The 19229-nt window shown below is 42.5% G+C and carries 18 protein-coding genes; 13 read left to right on the top strand and 5 right to left on the bottom strand.

Annotated elements, in window-relative coordinates; genetic code table 11:
- Positions 1 to 81: 81 nt before the first annotated feature.
- The 4 genes from MH215_RS17275 to MH215_RS17290 all read right to left on the bottom strand — a co-directional run bounded on the left by MH215_RS17275 (position 82) and on the right by MH215_RS17290 (position 4955).
- Complete coding sequence (locus MH215_RS17275) at positions 82 to 972, bottom strand: carbohydrate ABC transporter permease (protein ID WP_239291739.1); 891 nt, start codon at positions 970 to 972, stop codon at positions 82 to 84.
- A gap of 15 nt (positions 973 to 987) precedes the next feature.
- A complete protein-coding gene (locus MH215_RS17280) occupies positions 988 to 1878 on the bottom strand; it encodes an ABC transporter permease (protein WP_239291740.1) in 891 nt (296 codons plus the stop codon).
- 92 nt (positions 1879 to 1970) lie between these two features.
- Positions 1971 to 3575: an extracellular solute-binding protein gene (locus MH215_RS17285; RefSeq protein ID WP_239291741.1), complete on the bottom strand. Its 1605-nt coding sequence runs from the start codon at positions 3573 to 3575 to the stop codon at positions 1971 to 1973.
- Positions 3576 to 4052: 477 nt separating this feature from the next.
- Complete coding sequence (locus MH215_RS17290; protein WP_239291742.1) at positions 4053 to 4955, bottom strand: LysR family transcriptional regulator; 903 nt, start codon at positions 4953 to 4955, stop codon at positions 4053 to 4055.
- A 157-nt stretch (positions 4956 to 5112) separates the two neighbouring features.
- Between MH215_RS17290 and MH215_RS17295 the strand changes: the two genes are divergently transcribed.
- The 12 genes from MH215_RS17295 to nfsA all read left to right on the top strand — a co-directional run bounded on the left by MH215_RS17295 (position 5113) and on the right by nfsA (position 16955).
- A complete protein-coding gene (locus MH215_RS17295) occupies positions 5113 to 6216 on the top strand; it encodes an ABC transporter substrate-binding protein (RefSeq protein WP_239291743.1) in 1104 nt (367 codons plus the stop codon).
- A 10-nt stretch (positions 6217 to 6226) separates the two neighbouring features.
- Entirely contained in the window at positions 6227 to 8008 is a 1782-nt protein-coding gene (locus tag MH215_RS17300; protein WP_239291744.1) for an ABC transporter permease, read from the top strand.
- Positions 7992 to 9077 (top strand): ABC transporter ATP-binding protein, encoded by a 1086-nt coding sequence (locus MH215_RS17305; RefSeq protein ID WP_239291745.1) that lies wholly within the window; start codon positions 7992 to 7994, stop codon positions 9075 to 9077. The genes MH215_RS17300 and MH215_RS17305 overlap by 17 nt, the downstream gene beginning before the upstream one ends.
- Complete coding sequence (locus tag MH215_RS17310) at positions 9064 to 9699, top strand: metallophosphoesterase (protein ID WP_239291752.1); 636 nt, start codon at positions 9064 to 9066, stop codon at positions 9697 to 9699. The genes MH215_RS17305 and MH215_RS17310 overlap by 14 nt, the downstream gene beginning before the upstream one ends.
- 240 nt (positions 9700 to 9939) lie before the next feature.
- Positions 9940 to 10827: a TetR/AcrR family transcriptional regulator gene (locus tag MH215_RS17315; protein ID WP_239291760.1), complete on the top strand. Its 888-nt coding sequence runs from the start codon at positions 9940 to 9942 to the stop codon at positions 10825 to 10827.
- Positions 10828 to 11034: 207 nt separating this feature from the next.
- A complete protein-coding gene (locus MH215_RS17320; RefSeq protein WP_239291761.1) occupies positions 11035 to 12264 on the top strand; it encodes a cytochrome P450 in 1230 nt (409 codons plus the stop codon).
- A gap of 246 nt (positions 12265 to 12510) precedes the next feature.
- The gene (locus MH215_RS17325) at positions 12511 to 12954 is read left to right on the top strand and encodes an Hsp20/alpha crystallin family protein (RefSeq protein WP_239291766.1); all 444 of its coding nucleotides are present in this window, start codon (positions 12511 to 12513) and stop codon (positions 12952 to 12954) included.
- Between the two features lie 205 nt (positions 12955 to 13159).
- Positions 13160 to 13873, top strand: coding sequence for an ABC transporter ATP-binding protein (locus MH215_RS17330; protein ID WP_239291769.1), 714 nt, complete (start codon positions 13160 to 13162; stop codon positions 13871 to 13873).
- Positions 13870 to 14619: an ABC transporter permease gene (locus tag MH215_RS17335; RefSeq protein ID WP_239291770.1), complete on the top strand. Its 750-nt coding sequence runs from the start codon at positions 13870 to 13872 to the stop codon at positions 14617 to 14619. Before MH215_RS17330 ends, MH215_RS17335 begins: the two co-directional genes overlap by 4 nt.
- Positions 14616 to 15380 carry an ABC transporter permease gene (locus tag MH215_RS17340; RefSeq protein WP_239291771.1) on the top strand — a complete coding sequence of 255 codons (765 nt, stop codon included), beginning with the start codon at positions 14616 to 14618 and terminating at the stop codon, positions 15378 to 15380. The genes MH215_RS17335 and MH215_RS17340 overlap by 4 nt, the downstream gene beginning before the upstream one ends.
- Positions 15381 to 15516: 136 nt before the next feature.
- Positions 15517 to 16104 (top strand): TetR/AcrR family transcriptional regulator, encoded by a 588-nt coding sequence (locus tag MH215_RS17345; RefSeq protein ID WP_239291774.1) that lies wholly within the window; start codon positions 15517 to 15519, stop codon positions 16102 to 16104.
- Between the two features lie 110 nt (positions 16105 to 16214).
- A complete protein-coding gene (nfsA, locus tag MH215_RS17350; RefSeq protein WP_239291776.1) occupies positions 16215 to 16955 on the top strand; it encodes an oxygen-insensitive NADPH nitroreductase in 741 nt (246 codons plus the stop codon).
- A gap of 40 nt (positions 16956 to 16995) precedes the next feature.
- Here nfsA and MH215_RS17355 read toward each other — a convergent pair whose 3' ends face one another.
- Positions 16996 to 17886 (bottom strand): AraC family transcriptional regulator, encoded by an 891-nt coding sequence (locus MH215_RS17355; RefSeq protein WP_239291781.1) that lies wholly within the window; start codon positions 17884 to 17886, stop codon positions 16996 to 16998.
- A 167-nt stretch (positions 17887 to 18053) separates the two neighbouring features.
- On the opposite strand from MH215_RS17355, the gene MH215_RS17360 reads away from it, so the two are divergent.
- A complete protein-coding gene (locus MH215_RS17360) occupies positions 18054 to 19205 on the top strand; it encodes a Gfo/Idh/MocA family protein (protein WP_239292041.1) in 1152 nt (383 codons plus the stop codon).
- Positions 19206 to 19229: the final 24 nt, after the last annotated feature.

A 19229-nucleotide genomic window follows, 5' to 3' on the forward strand; every position in this document is an offset into this window, starting at 1 on the left:
CAAAAGGACCTGCAGTTCATCCTGCAAGTCCTTTAATAACGTTCTAGCCAGTTGAGTGCATGTAAGGCACGAGTCACGGGGTTATCCTTTGACACTACCCAGCACCAATCCTTTAGTAAAGTACTTCTGTAGAAATGGGTATACAAGCAGGATCGGTATAGCACCTAAGAACATTTGAGCAGCGCGTCCAGTTCTAGCATTCATCATGGATAAGAGCTGAGTATAATCCGATCCAGATTTCAACATGATCTGTTCAAAGCTCTGCAGGAGGGTCTGTAAGTAGCTTTGTAATGGATAATTGGCTGGATTGTTCATATAGATAATGCCATCAAACCAAGAATTCCAATGGGCGACGATACTGAACAAGCCGACGGTTGCAAGGGCGGGTTTGAGGAGTGGGAGTAAAATGCGAAGTAAAACTTGCACTGGTCCCGCACCGTCAATGATGGCGGATTCTTCAATTTCTTCAGGTAATCCTCTGATGAAATTCATGAGAATAATCATACTAAATACAGGTAGAGCACCGGGCAGGATCAGCGACCAGATCGAATCAATGAGTCCCATTTTGACGACTACCAGGTAAGTTGGAATTAACCCTCCATTAAATAACATGGTGACGATGAAAAAGCCCATGTAGATATTACGACCCATCACTTTATCTTTCGTTTTGGAAAGCGGATAGGCAGTGAGAACAATTAATACAAGGTTCACTAACGTCCCGAGTATCGTTCGTTTAACGGCGATCCAGAGAGAGGAGAAAAATGCTCCACCTGTTAAGGCAAATTCATAGGCTTTGGTATTGAACTCGACAGGCCAGAATGTAACACTACCTGCAGATACAGCCGAACTACTACTGAAGGATACAGCTAGTAAGTTGATAAATGGGAGGATACAGAGTAGAGAGATGATCAGCAAGATCGTATAGTTCACAATATGAAATAGACGCCTGCTCAAACTTTTATCATAGACCATAATGAGAGTTCCTCCTTAGAAGATTCGATAGCCGGCTACTCTATATGCCAGAATGTACGAGACTGCAACCAGAATGCTGGAAATGATGGATTTGAATAATCCGACAGCTGTACCAATCGAATACTGCGCCTGCTGAATACCTAATCGATATACATAGGTATCAATAATATCTCCCGTTTGATACACGACAGGGGAGTACAGGTTATAGATTTGGTCGAATCCAGCATTGAGCACATTACCGAGGGATAATACCGTCATTAACACAATGGTTGGCATAAGCAAGGGCAACGTAATGTAGATCGTTTGCTTCCAGCGCTTGGCTCCATCAATCACTGCGGCTTCATACAACCCAGGGTCAATACTCGTAAGAGCTGCCAAGTAAACAACCGTTCCGAATCCGAAGCCTTTCCAGATGTCACTCACAATCATCGTCCATGGGAATAGGGAGGGTGTGCCAAGAAAGGAAATAGGTTGAATCCCGAATACACCAAGGAATGTATTAACGATGCCGTTGGCACTAAGGATATCGAGCATGATGCCGGCCATGATGACCCAGGATAAGAAATTTGGGATATATACGAGGGTTTGAAACGTACGTTTGACTCCACTATGGAGCACCTCGTTAAGTAGTAATGCGAAGATCACAGGTACGACGATCCCACCAACAATTTTGAAAGCGGACATGTACAATGTATTCCAGATTGTTCTTACGAAGTTCGGCTGATTAAATATGTGTGCGAAGTTGTCCCACCCAACCCAAGGTGAGTTGAAGCCTAGGCCGGGGTTGTATTTCTGAAATGCAATAATAAGCCCGTAAAAAGGGATATAGCTGAAAATAAACACCAAGACCAGACTAGGGATCAACATGAGATGGTAAGGACTCTGCTGTTTCCATTTTCGCAGCATTATAATTCCTCCGTTCTAGATGTGTAGCATTTGTAACCGTTATCAAAAAAAGGGGTGAGACGATGCTCATCCCCTCATTGCAACAGTATGATTTATTGGCCGTAGGCCTCATTCACCGCCTGAGTTGCTTCATCGCCTCCGGCAGCTCGCCAGTTCTGGACAAGAACATCGAAATAATCAATACTCTCACTACCCATAATGATCTTTGTGAAGCCTTCAGTCAGAATATCATCTAGTGTTGACCCATAGTTCGACAGTACTTCTGGTGAAACACCCCATAAAGCTGTCTTGATATAGTTCTCACTGTCTAGCACTTTCTTGGCAAGACTATAGGCATTCTTAGGCGCTCCTTGTTGCAAATAATCACCGACTGATCCTGGCGTTGCGTTCTCCATAAACTCAACACTGTTGTTGTATTTCTGCCACATGCCCGAAGTTGTTAAGCCGCTAGTGTCTTTGGATTCAAGGGCTGCGGAAACAGCCTCAAACTGCTCATAGTCGGAGTTGGGATTAAGTACGCGGAACGCACCTACAACATGTGCAATATCATTATCTAGTAAATCAGACAAGGTTTCTTCGGATTCCTTACCACTGCCTTCGTCCACGATGTAGGCGTAGTCGTTCAGAATTTTGATTACTTCTTGTGGGTTAGCGAATCCTTTCTTCATAACAATATAATTGTTGTTCGCGAAGAAGATGGATTGCTTCGCTTCTTGACCGTCAATCGTAGGGATGAGATAAGGATAGAAGATCGCGTCTTTGCCCAGATTGGATACCGTATCTACCCCAGGATTGTAACCCCACCATTGGTAAAATGGCTGTATCCCGACTTTGCCTGCGACAATATCTGCATTCATTGCGTTGAAGTCTTTGATCGCAAATTCCGGATCGATAATTCCTTGTTTATACCACTCCGCCCAGTCAGCAAGTGCCTTCTTCATTTCGGGCTGGATCGAGCCATAAGCTAATTTTCCAGTGGAATCCTCGATCCACATATCTGGATGTGCGCCCCAAGCAATTGCGAGCAGATTCAAGTAATCTAGACTCTGATCCACCGCTATGCCATAACCTCCGTGCTTCTCCATAAACTTTAATGCGATATCCTTAACATCACCCATGGATGTCGGGTCTTTCAGACCTAGCTCTTCTTTCCAATCATTCCGAATCCATACGAAGTCTGGTTGTTCAATTAATCCCCAGTGCATCTGAGGTATCCCGTACAATTTGCCATCCTTCTTACCAGATTCATAGCTGTCCTTGTCCATTTCCATGTAGCTTTTAACACGATCTGAAGCGTGTTGATCAAAGACTTCTGTCAGATCCATCACCATATCTGCTTCGACCAGCTGTTTTAATTGAGAGGGGTTAACTCTAAATACATCCGGGAGATCATTAGATGCGATTGCCAAGTTCAGTTTGGTATTGTACTCATCACTGACCCAGTCGGTTTTAACATTAATATTGAACTTTTCCTGGTAACGCCGAATCCATACATTGTTCGTAATATCATCACCTTGTGGGTACTTCGCAGCAGTATGCTCAGATGTAACGGTATGAATGGTTACGGTTCCGGAATCGCTAGTATCCTTGTCTGTATTTGTTGGATTTTGACCAACACCGCTATCATTCGAGCAAGCTGCGAGTAGTACGGTCGACATGAGTAGAGACAACACGAGAGTTTTGGTTTTCTTGTTCATGTACGTTCCCCCTTATGAGCTGTAGTAGAGTTAATCTTGTCTTGAAAATATTGTAATCGAGATTGAAATATTGGGATATAAACGTTATTGACGAAAAACACTAAGTTTTTTTACTTCTTCCAATTACAGATGTAAAGCGAACATGGGGCGTCATGCACTAATTTTACCTAAGCCTGATCTTATTTTTACTTTAAAGGTTAATGAAATTTAGATGAATATTTCAACATATGAAAATTTCACAATAGAAAACCATCACTCCGCTGATCATATTCAGCATATTCCATCTACGCACTCGCACGTTGAAAAAAAGCAAAAAGTAGCACATCTCACTAGTTAATACTACTATTATTTTCTGTGAATACGCTGCAAATATTAAATAGGAGAGAGGTGAACTAACATTAGGAAAGTAGTTCCCGTCATATATTAAGGAATATCGATGTTTACAATCTGTTATAGGAAACCGCGAAGAAACCACGCTTATTGATTAATCTGCGAGGAAAAACGACCTACAAGCAGATTCCAGAAGAGCCGAAGCCATGGTGTTAGAAGTTTATTGCGGTGTCTGACCGCATAGATTGTTCTGATTGGACTCCAGTTTGGAATGGGACAAGACATGATTTCCCCTTTGGTAAGATCTTGAATGATGGAAGCCTGCGAAAGCATTGCGATCCCCATATTTTGGCGAACCATTGATTTTAGTGCTTCAGATCCTGAAACTTGCATAATTTCTGTAAATTGAACATCATGTTCAAGAGCCCACTGGTTAATAATTGCACGACTGCTCGAGCCTTCTTCATGCGCAATGAGTGGGAGGTTTTGCAAATCATGTGGTTCAATTGTGGGTTTGGTAGCAAGAATGTGTTCGGGGTGGAAGATGATGACAAGATCATCTTTCATCAGCGGTTCGTAGATTAAGTCCGGATCATCAGGTCCCGTATGCGAAATGACACCAAGATCCAGGTCATAAAGTTTTATTTTTTCTATGACTTGTGTGGCTGGTTTAACGTCTAAGCTTAAATATATGTGATGCTCTTGTCTGAATTCAGATAATAAATCCGGAAGAATATAGGTAGCTGGGGTGTGAGTGCTTCCAATTCTCAAACATTCGGTTGCGGTCTCTCTGTAATTTTCCAGTGTCCGGCGCATTTCGTCATCCAAAGCCACAATCTGCTTAGCATAGTGGTACAAGGATCTACCAGCTTCAGTCAGTTTAATAACATGATATGTTTTGGTATGGAACAACGCCATACCTGCGTCCTCTTGTAACTTATTTAAATGGAACGTTACTGTAGGTTGCGTAATATTTAGCTTCTCAGCAACCAAATACAGTTTTTGTAAATTAACGACATGAACAAATACCTTCAACTGCTGCAGGTTCATATGTAAACGCTCCTCTTCATTAAAATAGATAATATCTATCTTATCATATAATTCATTAATATCATTTAAAATAACTTTAACTTTAATATAATATGAATCGTTAACAACACCTTTAAGATTAACAGTAGTTCTTAAATAAGATCTTAGGGGGAAAAACATGAATTACGTTTGGAAAAAGCGTTTAAGCGGAATAAGCCTGGCACTAGTGTTGATGATTGCTGGATGTGGCGGAGGAACGAGCGCGAATGACAGCACTGCTTCAGGAGGCACGGAGACAAATGTCTCGTCGGCGGTAAAAGATACCGTGAATCCGAACTCTTCCAATGAAGATACAGGAAAAACCATTTTTTTGTACGGGAATGATTTTGTTGATATTGTGGCTCCTGAGTTTGAGAAACAAACCGGCTACAAAATGGAAGCTGTCCATTATGGTGGCGGGGAGGCATTAGCCAAAATTGAAGCTGAACAAGGTAACCCACAATGGGATGTCGTCATGATGGACGGTCACGGTTCCATTCGAAATTTGGCTGACAGAGGATTTCTTATGACGGATTGGACACCTGAAAACATAAATAACCTCAGCGATTATGGAACATCACTCGTTCCTGAGGATCATGCTTACACGCCAATTACCATCCATGCATCTGCAGTCATTGCCTATAACACCAATCGTCTGACTAAGGAACAAGCACCCAATACATGGGAAGAATTTTTCGATTACGAAGGTACAGCTGGACAAGCCGACCCTGCAGTGGCTGCCCCGGCATACCCACTCGTTTCCTCGCTATTTTATCATTGGGGTATTCCTGATGCTGAACAAAAGTACGGACAGATGATGAAAAAAGGACTGAGGGTTTATCCCAAGAACGGACCTTTGGGAAGCGCACTGGTCTCCGGAGAAATTGATATTGCCGCTCTGCAAGAGAGCAACGCCTATGATCTGAAGCAATCCGGCGAACCAGTCGAGCTTATCTGGCCTGAAGAGGGTGCTCCTGGTAGCCTCAGGGTCGCTGCGATCAGCAAGCATACTAAAAATCCCGCGGCTTCCAAAGCATTTGTTGAATTTATGCTCCAACCCGAAACGCAGCAAATGCTTGCTTCGCTCGACTCGTCCGACAGCTTCTTCACACCGCTTGTAGAAGGGGTGGATTCACGCCAGGATCGCGAGTCTAATCCAACATTCCTGCTTCCTCCAGCTGAATGGTCTGCTGAGCATGAAGTGCAGATCAAAACCTGGTTTGCTGACCAGAATGTAAATTAAGGGCGGCTTAATGAAAAATTCAGGAACTCGTTGGGGAGTCGGCATTGCATTAATATTATTTGTTGTCATATTCTTGCCGTTACTTGCTGTTTTACTTAATGCTTTTTTGCCAGGGATATTTTTTGGAGAAATTCGTTTTCAAGGGTTAGGGCTGCTCGGGGAGATTTTTAATCGCCCTTTGTGGCGCCAATCCTTGATGAACTCTTTGTGGTTAGGTGTGGGGACAGCGCTTTTAGGTACAATGTTCGGTGCCTGTCTAGCGATGGCAAGGGCAAGATGGAATTACGCGACTGGACGTTTGCTTGATGCTGGCGTTTGGCTTCTACTGATCATGCCTTCATTTATGTTGGCGCAAGGCTGGATTTTATTTGCGGGAACGGATGGCATCGCAAGCCGGTCTCTTGGCATGGAGTGGATAACACATGCAGTATTTCAACCTGCAGGGTTAATGTTCATCATGGCTTTGAGTAAATTCCCTTTGGCCTATCTGACGGTACTCGCTTCAGCCGAATGGAATGTCACTCAATACGGACAAGCTGCTCGCTTAAACGGCGCTCGCCCTTGGACGGTGTGGCGCACGGTAGAACTACCGCTTTCGGTACCATCCATCGTTGCCGGAGCCACGTTGGTATTTATCGATACTGTTGGTGATTTCGGTTTACCTGCAGCATTGTCCACCGTGTATCGTTTTCCTACATTGACTTATTCCATTTATTCCGCCATTTATCAATCACCGGTTCGATTCGATATGGCTGGTGTACTTGCATTTTATCTGGTTATTATACTGGGATTGGCTATGTTTGTGCTTATGATTAGCCTGCGTAAGTCGAGATTTGATTTTTTGAATTCCAGAGCTAGAAAAACGATAAAAATTAAACCTCGGAAAACCTATTTATTAAATCTGATTACGATTTGGTTCTTAACCATCAGCATCGGTATTCCCGTCGGGAGCAGCGTTTGCGTCTCGTTGATGAAAAAGATGGGCAATGGATTCGCTTCTCAGAACTTTACGTTTGAACATTATGTTTCTTTATTTTCCACAAGTCTACCGGATCATACTAGACTGAATTTCTTAGATGGCATGATCCATTCCTTATCCATTGCAGCGATAGCTGCAATAATTAGCATGATTATTGGATTCATTGTGGCATATGTACTCACGTTTACGCAGTTTCCGATGAAGGGCGGGCTGCAACTATTCTCTATTGTCTCCCTCGCCGTGCCAGGAATCGTGATGGGCATCGGATACATTTTTGTTTGGAATCAAAGATGGCTAGAGCATATCAATCTGCATTTGTATGGTACACCTGCCTTGCTCGTGATTGCCGTCATCGCTGGAGCCATTCCTTATGCTGTTCGTGTTCAGTTGGGCTCGTTCGGTGCCATATCTTCTTCGGTACTAAATGCTGCAGCAGTGCAAGGTGCAGGAACGCTTGAACGAATGGCGCATATCGTTTTGCCTTTGACACGTCGTTCATTACTTCTCGCGGTGTTGGCTGCTTTTGGTACTAGTGTATTTGACTTGGCTCTAGCTTCAATGCTACAGCCTGCAAACTATGTGCTTATGCCACTTGTTATTGACCAGGCTTTTGAGTTTGGAAAATATGGTTATGCAACGGCGGCAACGATCCTGAGTGGTTCAATTCTATTAGCTATCATTATTTTCATCCAGATTGCAGGTGAAGCTGTTTTTCGCTGGAATGATCGGCGCTTCCAAAAGAGCGCAGCGATCCGTTCGGCTGATCACCACCGCAGAACATATGGGGGTTCGCAATATGAAACCAATTCTTAAGCTCGAAGGGGTTCACAAATCGTTTGACAAACAAGAGGTTTTACGGCCTTTATCTTTTGAAATGAACCAAGGTGAACGCATATGCATTCTTGGTCCATCCGGCTGCGGGAAATCTACCTTGCTACAACTCATCGCCGGTCTGCTGACAATCGACGGGGGCGTCATTGAAATGGGTGGCAAAACGGTAGATGGCAAGAAACAGTTTATACCTCCAGAGAAGAGGCCGGTTAATATGGTATTCCAAGATTATGCGTTATGGCCGCACATGACCGTGCGACAGAATATTGAATACGGTATGAAGCGATCACGAACGGACTCATCTGTAAGAAAGCAACGACTGGATCGCTTGCAATCAATGCTTCAATTGGAAGGGCTGCTCGATCGACTGCCTACGGAATGTTCTGGTGGTCAACAGCAACGGATTGGAATGGCGCGAGCGCTTGCCACTGAACCTTCGATCTTGCTGATGGATGAACCTCTATCCAATCTGGACGTTAAGCTTCGAACCGAAATGCGGAGTGAATTGGCGAGCTTATTATCCGATCTGGACACGACCGCGCTCTACGTTACACACGATATGCTTGAAGCGTTTACTCTGGCTGATCGAATTATGGTGCTTAGAGCAGGGGGGATTGATCAGTTCGCAGAACCGCATCTATTGTTCAACCGTCCAAAGACACCTTGGGTTGCTCAGCTGATGGGGTATCATAACCGGCTTTCCGCTATATTTACAACGGACGGTTCTGCTACGCTTATCGCTGAAGAGTATATTAGGGGACAAATGATGGATCGTGGAGCAATGGGCGTGCGTGCCATCGTTATGTCTCACCCTGAGCAATTACGTATTTCTATGAAGAGAGAAGAAAGGGAGTCTAATCAAATTCCTGTAATCGTGAAACAATCCATTTTTGAAGGCATTCATTGGAGAGTCATCATGCGAACCCGAGATAACCAATCTATCCAGGCATTCAATAAAGAATTCCTTGAACCTGGTTCGGAGTGTTGGCTTCACTTGTCACCCAAGCAAACCATGATCTATCCAGAAGGCGCAGAACATGGGAATAGGTAGACTTCTTGCCGTTTCTGACGTTCACGGTTACGGCCATTTACTCAAACAATTACTGAATGCCGCGGGGTATCGACCCGATCAGGATCAATTGATTTTGCTTGGGGATTATGTCAATAAAGGGCCTGATTCTTGGGGAACACTGCAATTGGTATATCAACTGACTTTGAATGGTGCGGTCGCTCTACAGGGCAATAATGAACGGAAATGGTTAGCCTCCATGCCGAATCCTCTTTCCGAAGATCATACTCCCGTTGAACATTATCGCAAATTTCTGGAACGGTTACCCTTATACTACGCAAGGAATGGACTTTTGTTTGTCCATGCTGGGGTACGTCCAGGCATTCCTTTGAGTAGTCAAAGCCCTGAGGATCTGACTGAAATACGAGATCCGTTTATCTCCAGCCCGGTAGATCTGAATTATACCGTAGTGTTTGGTCATACTTCTACATATCGGTTCAATGTGGCGCCTTGGGAAATTTGGATAGGCAGTGGAAAAGTAGGCATTGATACGGGAGCTGGCCATGGACATTATCTCAGCTTAGTAGATTTTACAACTCGAAATCGGTGGTATGTATCTGTACAAGAACCTTATGAAATCCAGAAAGCAATCCTAAACAGCTAGGAAATCGATGCTGCAGTGCAATTGCAAAACTCATACGCTATTAAAGCCGCTATTCAGCGGTTTTTTAGTTTCTTAGAAGATTTCGTAAGAGAAACTTTTCAGAGAATACACTGCAAATATACAGTAGAAGGACAGATTAGTGAAACGGGGTTATAATTGTGCTGTAACTGTGGAAAAGAGCAGAAGTCATGGTTTGTGCATATTACATATACTTTGAACAGACTTGGAGCGATCATAGAGATGAGTAGTCGAAAAGAGAGTTTATTGGAGACAGCACTTACGCTTTTTATCGAGCATGGTTTTACAAATACAACGATTCAGATGATCTTAGATCACTCAGGTGTGTCTAAAGGAACCTTTTATAAATTTTTTGATTCGAAGGAAGATTGCTTATATTCCATTCTCAATCAACGGATGCAAGAGGATATCTTGATTCGAAAAGAACTTGAGGACAAACATTATCACTCTGATTTTGATCTACTCGTTGATCAGATCGCCATTCCTATGTCTCTACCCGACAAAGAACGGGTGTGGGAATTATACTGGTCTGGATTTTATTCCGGAGAGATTAACTCTGCAAACTTAGCTACAGTGCAGCTGAAATGGTTATCCTCCAGATTTGTAGAGGTATATGGACAGGAAATTAGTTTGTACGCGAGTGAAGGTGCTATTTTATGTTATGGCATGTTACATCAGATTGCGAATGCATCAAGAAGTCTTCATACGAAGAAGCCAGATTGGAACGAAGTCGTCCCCAAAGTATTAACGTATATTGAAGTCATATTAAGAAAAATGCAGCAAAAGAATGAACATATTTTTGACTATACATCTCTAGCTTCATTACATGAGAATAGGAGTACGAATCGTAACCTTGTCTATCTGGAAGTATGGTTGGAGGAGTTTGAAGAGTTCAATCGACGAATACAGAAGTCCAATGAGTCCTTGAAATTAAAACAATTGTCAACAGGACTTCTAACATTACTCCAGAAGAAGGATGAGCTCAATGTCTCTGTAATTGAGGTGGTGCTCAAAGCATTTCATAGCGAACACAAATCTAGCGATGTTCAATCCGAGGCGAATAGGTTTATTGAATCCTGTTGGTGGTATATAGAACAAATTAGACAATAGCATTCTCATTGGGTTGGCAAATGCCAACCTTTTTTTGTTTGTTATAAATAGATAAAATATACGAATGGTATAATTAAAATTTCTTTATTTATTAGGGTTTTATCACAAAAATAGGCGGAAAATTGAAATTGATTATACTAAGCGTATATAATTAGTTGAGCAAGTATTTTCATATGTATGAAGAATATTCTTGGAGGTGTACTACGAATGAGTAAAGAGGTTATCTCGGTTCCAGCAATCACTCAGTTTAACACCAGATCTGAAGAATTCTTTCCACTAGAATGGTACAAAAAGATGCTAAACGACAATCCAATCTATTATCACGAGGAGACCGATTGTTGGAATGTTTTTCGATATGATGATGTGAAGAAGGTTCTTAGTGATCATGAATTCTTTTCTGCAGAAGGGAATCGAACCATTTTAGAAGTAGGTGCTAAAAATAAAGAGGGAGCTATTCCTGAAAAAGTTAGTATTTCAAGTATGGATCCACCTCGTCATCAAAAATATCGATCGCTGATGTCAGCTGCATTTACACCACGAAGTCTGAAAAATTGGGAGCCGCGCATCCAACAGGTCATTCAGAATGTCGTAAATAACATAGAGAGTAACACCACGATAGATATTGTTGAAGCTTATGCTGGTCCAATCCCTTCCATGGTAATGGCTGATCTACTAGGAGTCCCGTTAGAGGATAGTCATCTTTTCAAGAAATGGGTAGATGTTTTGTTCCAGCCATCCAACAATGAAGACAAAGACGAGTTAGAGAAGAAAAAGCAAATTGCAGCTAAAGAATACTTCCAACATATATATCCAATCGTCGTTCGAAAGAGAGCTGACCCTGGGGTAGACATTATATCTGATCTACTGGCGGTAGAAGTGGACAATGAGAAATTTACAGACGACGAGGTTGTTCGAACAACGATGCTGTTACTTGGGGCAGGGATTGAAACAACAAGTCATATGATATCGAGCATGTTCTACTCCTTGTTATATGACGACACAACATTATATGGTCAATTGAAGCAACAACCTGACCTAGTTCCTAACACCGTTGAAGAAATGCTCCGTTATCGTTTCCAGATCTCGAAGAGACATCGTACCGTCAAGCAAGATAATGATGTGTTAGGTGTTCAAATGAAAAAGGGAGATCTAGTTATCGCATGGATGAGTGCAGCTAATGTGGATGAACACATGTTTGAGCGACCTTTCGAACTGGACATTCATCGGAAAAATAATAAGAGAAACCTCACGTTTGGTATAGGCCCTCATTTCTGTTTGGGTGCGCCTCTCGCGAGATTAGAGTTAAATATTGCTTTAACCACTTTTCTTCAAAGATTCTCGGAGATTAAACCTGTTGAATCATTCCATTTAGAAGATAATTTAGCCACTTCTGCACCTGGTCAAAGTTTGATTCGCTTGCCTTTACATGTCATTTAGAAGAGACGTAGCTAGTTCATTTCATTGATTGGGGGGCGGCTCGGTCTTAGTACATTTATCAGAGAAAGTCAGAAGGTCAAAAAAGGTCAAAAACTAAGAAAAAAGGATCTATTTTGGTTTAACAGGGCTTATTGCATAAATATCGTTTATTTTCGTTTTTTTCGCATTTTGATGATCATTTATGAGAGCATTATAATTGTACATGTAAGCAACAACAAACTAATCATATTTAAGGAGATGATGTTAATGTTTGAGATGACTCCGTTTCGTAAACGAAATGAAGACCTGTTCGGACACATGCTGAAATCCTTCAATGATGTGTTTGACCATCCATGGGTATCTCCCCTGGCAACCAGCAACCAGCCATTCCGAACCGATATTCGTGAAGATGAGGACAAGTATTGGATTGAGGCGGATCTTCCCGGAATCGCAAAACAAGATATTGATATTCAGGTTCAAGGCAATGAATTGATTATTCGAGCCAAACGTCATGATTTTCAAGAGCATAAGGATGATTCCAATCGTATTATCCGGCAGGAGCGCCGATCGGGTGAATTCCTTCGACGTTTCTATGTGGAACGAATTGATGAAGAGAATATCAAAGCCAGATTGGAAGATGGCGTGTTGAAGCTTGAAGTTCCGAAACGTTCAGGGGAAGAGAACAACCACAAGCGCATTCAGATTGATTGATATGACGATAACACTTACGAGAGATACTCATTAAGTTCAGTATGGATATCTGAAATTCGAATCAAATCCTCCATGGTCTCCCATGGGGGATTTTTTTATTTTGGAGAGCGTAAGCCAAAGTTAACCTAGAAGTAAACAGGTTGATCACCGAGATGTAACTTAGCCTCTATATAATGAAAGCCATAACAGAAAGGAAGTGTTGTAGTTGCTTACACTTAATAACGTAGTGAAACGTCGTGGGACTCAAGAAATATTATCTGGTATTAGCTTCAAAGCCGAACCAGGTAGAGTAACGGGTTTTTTAGGTCCGAATGGGGCGGGTAAAAGTTCTACACTTCGTATTCTGCTTGGTTTAGATCGTGCCACCTCAGGGAGCGCATTAATTAATGGGATCCCATTCAGAGAATTACAGCATCCTCTAACAACAATAGGTGCTGCACTTGATGGATCAGGAGCCCATCGTATGCGAACAGGACGGGCACACTTGCGCTGGATTGCTCGTGCCGCAGGATTGTCGCTCACACGTGTTGAGGAAGTTCTGGAAATCGTAGGCCTGACTAACGCAGCTGGTAAAAGAGTGGGCAGTTACTCTCTTGGTATGGGGAAAAGACTTGGAATGGCAGCTGCAATACTTGGTGATCCGAAAATATTGGTATTAGATGAACCTGTGAACGGGCTAGATCCAGAGGGCATTCGCTGGATTCGGACATTCCTACGTGAACGTGCAGAGTCTGGAAATACGGTGCTACTATCAAGTCATCTCATGGGAGAGCTTGCAGAGACGGTTGATGATGTGGTGGTCATTAAGAAGGGGAAAATTGTTGCAGATGGAACATTGGAAGAAGTCATAGGCAAATATTCCACGTTAGAGGAGGCTTTTTTTGCCCTTACTACGGAACATGCAGGTGATATGGGATGAGAGCATTCAACGCGGAAATGTCTAAATTGTTCTCCCTTCCGAGCATCTGGCTTGCCTGTTTCATTGGAGCAGTTGCCCCAGCACTCTTTTCTGGCTTGGATAGTCTCGCTCAAAAAGAGGATATTATCGCTGGAGTTAGCACAAGGTTAGCGGAAGTTGGATATGTAGGATTAGGTTTTGGTGTACAAGGAGTCATCATCCTTGGTGTGCTTGCTGTAAGCAGTGAGTATTTCACAGAAAGCAGTGAATCTGGTGGGGGACGACAGATTACAACAAGTTTATCTATAGTACCATCCCGACTTTATTTTTTGCTGGCAAAGGCAGGCACTGTGACAGCAATCAGTGTACTGCTCTGTACGATAGCTATTGTAACAACTATATTATCAACTGAGCTTATTCTTGGAGAGTATGCTCCTGCATTTGAATGGTCCAGACTTATCGGTGCAGTTTTTTATTGGGTATTCACTTCTCTGATAGCTTTCGGGCTTACTCTTCTAACCAAGAATAGTATTATACCGCTTACTGTACTCATGATAAACTCATCTATTGTTTCATTTAGTATCATGCTTGCTAAGGTTACACCACTAGCAGTCTATTTACCAGATCGTGCCGGCATCGATATGTTCATGTCAATGAGCGACAGATTTCACACTCCGCTCATAGGCGGCTTGGTCATGTTTACATGGGTGGTCGTTCTTATGATTGTTGCAGCTATTGTATTTCATAGGAGGGATGTTGCATCATGAATGTCTCTTCTAGCAGAAAGACTTCGCGAATTCTTATGAGTGAATTATATAAGTTAGTTACACTACCATGGATATGGACTACTATTATGAGTACACTTATAGCTAATTTATTTTTCGTAGCAGCTTTCACTTCTGCTTCTGCTGGTTTGCACGGGACAGTAGGGAAACAAAGTACACTAGATATAGGACTTGCATCTATGGTATACCTTCAGGCAGGCTTCATTATTCTCGGTATCTTAGCTACTTGTTCGGAGTATACGGGTGGACAGATGCGAACGAGTTTGACTACCGTACCTTGGCGTGGTATTCAATTGTCCATGAAGCATGTAGCATTGGGTATCATAACTATTCCTGCCGCATTTATTATTGTTTTATCTGGTGTACTATATCCTTTTATCATGATGAGAGACACTCCGGCAGTGGTTGAACTAGATGTAATCATAGGAACATTAGTAGGTGCCACAGGCTATCTAACATTAACCACACTTCTCAGTGCGGCGGTAGGTGCTATATTAAGAAGAACCACGTCTGCTTTAGTGGTGCTACTTACTTATTATTTTATACTGAGTCCATTGTCGAGGGACTTTCTACCTCATATTAGAGATTACTTTCCAGATACGGCAGGATTGTATATGTACATACCACCTTCCTCTGATGTAGTCAATGGGTTTACGCCCATACAAGGTACAGGCATTTGCATCTTATGGACACTAGCCTTGGTAATAGTAGCCACTATCTGTCATTGTAAGCGTGATGTCTAAGTTAGATCTCACTACCTTATCTGTATAGAAATGTAGCTAAAGAGGTAAATAGAGACATAGATGATCGCACTTCTTGACAGGTCGTTACAAAATATCTATACTGTGTTCTGTAGCTGGTTCTAAGAAGGGAGATAACATGAGTAAAAGCGGAAGACCTCGTGAATTTAACAAACCAGAAGTGTTAGATGCAGCAATGGAAACCTTTTGGTTGAAAGGATATGAAGCTTGTTCTACGGAGGACTTATGTAATAGTACAGGTCTTGGGCGGGGAAGCTTATATAATGCGTTTGGTAGCAAGCATGCTTTATATGAACAGACACTTCATCGCTATCATGAGCATTGGATTCAGGAGCAAACTGCCATGTTGGAACGTTCTGGGCCAGTAAAAGAAAGGCTGCGTAATTTGCTAGAATGGGCAGTGGAACGAGATTTTGAAGATACAAGCAAAGGATGTTTATTGATCAATGCTACCATGGAGCGTGGTCGAACTGACTCTACAGTAGAGAGTGTATCTAGTCGTCATGTAGAGCTTTTGGAAAGTATTGTATGTCAAGTGATGGATGAAGGTCTTCAGACAGGAGAGATCAATTCGGACAGATCTGCTCTGGATTTGGCAAGAACATTCGTGTGTAGTTATTATGGTTTGCGTACGATTAATGCTACTACACATAATCGCAGTATGGCAGAACACATCGTTGAGGGTACCATGGCAAATCTAGCATAATCGGCTTTGCCGATTTTTTTTACCTAATTTTGTACAGGTCATTACAATATTTAAATTACTTATACCGATTCCAATTTAATTCAACTCAAAATGTAAAAGGAGAGGTTCTAATGAATCCAACGATTGAAACTATTTTAAACCATGTATCTGTTCGCTCTTTCACCAATCAAGCTCTAACTGATGATCAGATTAAGCAATTAGTGACAGCTGCTCAAGCAGCCTCGTCCGCGAGTTTTCAACAAGCTTATACAATCATTGGTGTGACTGATCTAGAACTTAAAATGAAAATAGCCGACCTCGCAGGCGGCCAGAAGTTTATTGCAGAGGGTGGACATTTTTTTGTCTTTTGTGCTGATGTACATCGTCATAAACGAATTGCAGAAGAGTTGAATACAGATCTTTCAGACACAATTGAAGGCATTGACGCCGTACTAGTAGGTGCAATTGATGCTACGTTGGCGGCTCAAAACCTGGTACTTGCTGCTGAATCAATGGGTTTAGGTGTATGTTACATTGGTGGGGTGAGGGACGGTATCGTTGGAATCGCGGAGTTGCTGCATATTCCAGAGTATGTGGCTCCCGTATTCGGTGTGGTAGTTGGATATCCGAATGAACGTAATGATATCAAGCCTAGATTACCCTTTGAAGCCATCTATCACGAAAATCACTACAATATGGACACGGATGATGTAATTAAACAGTATGATGAAGAGACCCGAATATATTATTCAAGTCGTGCAGGCACAAAGCAAAATAAGGTATGGTCTGAGTCAGCAGTACGAAGTTTAGCTCGTCATCCGAGAACATTCATGAAAGATTTTCTTACGGGCAAAGGATGGGCTAGACGCTAATATAAGACAAGTTCTCTCGTCATGAATATATGTTATACGTCTATTCCAGACGAAACGGATGATTGACCCATCTTTTACGATACTGGTGGGGTGTGACGTCCATCTGTTCTTTGAATAATTTGCAGAAATACGATACATTGATCAAGCCGATTTCCTCAGCAATGAGCGAGATTGGTTTGGTTGTCGTCGTTAATAAGCGAACAGACTGATGAATCCTACGAGTGGCGATATATTGAGAAATGCTGACTCCAGTAGCTTCTTTAAATAGATGGGAAAGGTGATAGGAAGACAAGTGCAACGATTGAGCTAACTCATCTAAACGAAAAGGAACATGATAATTTTTTTCGATCCAACCTAGAATTCGTTCCACCTGATGGTTTTTGCGTTCCGTGGGAGAAACTTTGGAGTTAACTACAAATTCAGTCCATAACGGCTTGAGGTGATGCAGCAAGTTTACCAGAAACAGTGAAATTTCTTCTAATCGATTTGATTCGTCCCATTGGGACATTTGCTCTTGAAAGCTCTTGAATAAGTGAACCAAAATGTGCTGTTCATCCAGATCATAGAAGCAGGGCGAGGACAGTTTCCCTACATAAATATGTCTGAAAAACGCATATAAAACAGGCCATTTCTCGAAATAGGGTTCAAACATAGCGGGCTCGAAAATAGCTAAAGATCGTTCAAAACATGGATTGTTGGAATAATTCAGTCTCAGGTGATGAAGCTGATACGGCTGGAAAATGCAGAACATGCCCGGTTTAATCTCATAGCTCCGGTTATTTACAATCATCGTTCCGCTTCCTTGATGAATCAATAACAATTCGATGCCTAAGTGAGAATGAAATGTCTCCATATGCTCGTTATTTATGCTTGTGCGCCTATACCCGAAATGAAGGATATTCTCATTGAACTTGTACAGGTCATATCGCATACCTCAGCATCTCTCCCCATGTATTGTTATCCAGCATGTTTACTATAACGAAGCTCCCTGAAAACCGCAACATAACGTTATTTTATCCACATCACAGGATCACAATAGACCGTTATTCTAAGATAGCATGATGTTAAGAACATCAAAAGTTAAGAGGGGGATTCATGATGTTAAAGGTAGCAATTATAGGTACAGGAGCCATATCCAACGCTCATATTAATAGTTATTTGCAATTTCGAGAGAGGTGCGAGATCGTCGTATTGTGTGATTTGTATCCCGACAAAGCTGAAGCAAAAAAGAGTGAATTTAATCTGAACGCCAAAATTGTTAGCGATTACAAAGAGCTGCTTCACGCGGGGATTGATCTGATCTCGATCTGTCTGCCTCCGTATGAACATGCGCCGATCGCTGTTGATTTTCTGAATGCGGGAAGTCATGTATTGGTTGAGAAACCGATGGCGTCTTCGCTTGAAGAATGCGATAGAATGATTGAAGCCGCACAGAAGAGCGGCAAGGTGCTGTCGGTTGTAGCCCAAAATCGATTCACGAATCCTATCATGAAGCTGAAAGAGATGCTGGATACTGGACTTGCGGGAGCGATTTTGCATGCACAGGTGGATTCATTCTGGTGGCGAGGTCATTGTTATTACGATCTCTGGTGGCGTGGAACGTGGGAGAAAGAGGGTGGCGGCTGCACATTGAATCATGCAGTACATCATATCGACGCGCTACTCTGGATGATGGGACGTCCTGATCAGGTGCAGGCGTTCATGAGCAATGTTGCACATGATAATGCCGAAGTAGAGGATATATCTATTGCGATGCTTCGTTATCCGAACGGAGCTCTGGGACAGATAACGAGTTCGGTTGTGCATCATGGCGAAGAGCAACAGTTCATTTTTCAGGGACAACATGCCCGAATCTCAGCGCCTTGGAAAATCACGGCCTCCTCTTCAAGAGCGAACGGATTTCCGGAAAAGAATCTACAACTTGAGGAACAGCTTCAAGAGACTTATGATCACTTGCCCAATTTACCTTACGAAGGACATACCGCTCAGATTGACAATGTCTTGACTTCCATTGAATCAGGGGAGCCGCCGCTAGTCGATGGAACAAGTGGTCGCAGCACATTAGAAATGATCACGGCGATATATAAATCAGCCAGTACAGGTGAGAATGTTAGCTTACCACTTGTAGCTGGTGATCCCTTCTACACAAGAGTAGGTGTTCAGCAGCATGCGATCCATTTTTATGAGAAAAGCGGTTATGTTGAGAATTTCACGGAACAACAGATAACCATCGGTAGGACAAAGGAATAGCCCCTCGCATGAAATGAACCCGTG

This window comes from Paenibacillus sp. ACRSA, from assembly GCF_022346845.1.
In the GTDB taxonomy this organism is placed as follows: Bacteria; Bacillota; Bacilli; order Paenibacillales; family Paenibacillaceae; genus Paenibacillus.

What these genes read in the sequence shown, in the direction of transcription:
- MH215_RS17275 (WP_239291739.1), bottom strand. Translation starts at nt 972, where the DNA reads ATGGTCTATGATAAAAGTTTGAGCAGGCGTCTATTTCATATTGTGAAC.
- MH215_RS17280 (WP_239291740.1), bottom strand. Translation starts at nt 1,878, where the DNA reads ATGCTGCGAAAATGGAAACAGCAGAGTCCTTACCATCTCATGTTGATC.
- MH215_RS17285 (WP_239291741.1), bottom strand. Translation starts at nt 3,575, where the DNA reads ATGAACAAGAAAACCAAAACTCTCGTGTTGTCTCTACTCATGTCGACC.
- MH215_RS17290 (WP_239291742.1), bottom strand. Translation starts at nt 4,955, where the DNA reads ATGAACCTGCAGCAGTTGAAGGTATTTGTTCATGTCGTTAATTTACAA.
- MH215_RS17295 (WP_239291743.1), top strand. Translation starts at nt 5,113, where the DNA reads ATGAATTACGTTTGGAAAAAGCGTTTAAGCGGAATAAGCCTGGCACTA.
- MH215_RS17300 (WP_239291744.1), top strand. Translation starts at nt 6,227, where the DNA reads ATGAAAAATTCAGGAACTCGTTGGGGAGTCGGCATTGCATTAATATTA.
- MH215_RS17305 (WP_239291745.1), top strand. Translation starts at nt 7,992, where the DNA reads ATGAAACCAATTCTTAAGCTCGAAGGGGTTCACAAATCGTTTGACAAA.
- MH215_RS17310 (WP_239291752.1), top strand. Translation starts at nt 9,064, where the DNA reads ATGGGAATAGGTAGACTTCTTGCCGTTTCTGACGTTCACGGTTACGGC.
- MH215_RS17315 (WP_239291760.1), top strand. Translation starts at nt 9,940, where the DNA reads ATGAGTAGTCGAAAAGAGAGTTTATTGGAGACAGCACTTACGCTTTTT.
- MH215_RS17320 (WP_239291761.1), top strand. Translation starts at nt 11,035, where the DNA reads ATGAGTAAAGAGGTTATCTCGGTTCCAGCAATCACTCAGTTTAACACC.
- MH215_RS17325 (WP_239291766.1), top strand. Translation starts at nt 12,511, where the DNA reads ATGTTTGAGATGACTCCGTTTCGTAAACGAAATGAAGACCTGTTCGGA.
- MH215_RS17335 (WP_239291770.1), top strand. Translation starts at nt 13,870, where the DNA reads ATGAGAGCATTCAACGCGGAAATGTCTAAATTGTTCTCCCTTCCGAGC.
- MH215_RS17340 (WP_239291771.1), top strand. Translation starts at nt 14,616, where the DNA reads ATGAATGTCTCTTCTAGCAGAAAGACTTCGCGAATTCTTATGAGTGAA.
- MH215_RS17345 (WP_239291774.1), top strand. Translation starts at nt 15,517, where the DNA reads ATGAGTAAAAGCGGAAGACCTCGTGAATTTAACAAACCAGAAGTGTTA.
- nfsA (WP_239291776.1), top strand. Translation starts at nt 16,215, where the DNA reads ATGAATCCAACGATTGAAACTATTTTAAACCATGTATCTGTTCGCTCT.
- MH215_RS17355 (WP_239291781.1), bottom strand. Translation starts at nt 17,886, where the DNA reads ATGCGATATGACCTGTACAAGTTCAATGAGAATATCCTTCATTTCGGG.
- MH215_RS17360 (WP_239292041.1), top strand. Translation starts at nt 18,054, where the DNA reads ATGTTAAAGGTAGCAATTATAGGTACAGGAGCCATATCCAACGCTCAT.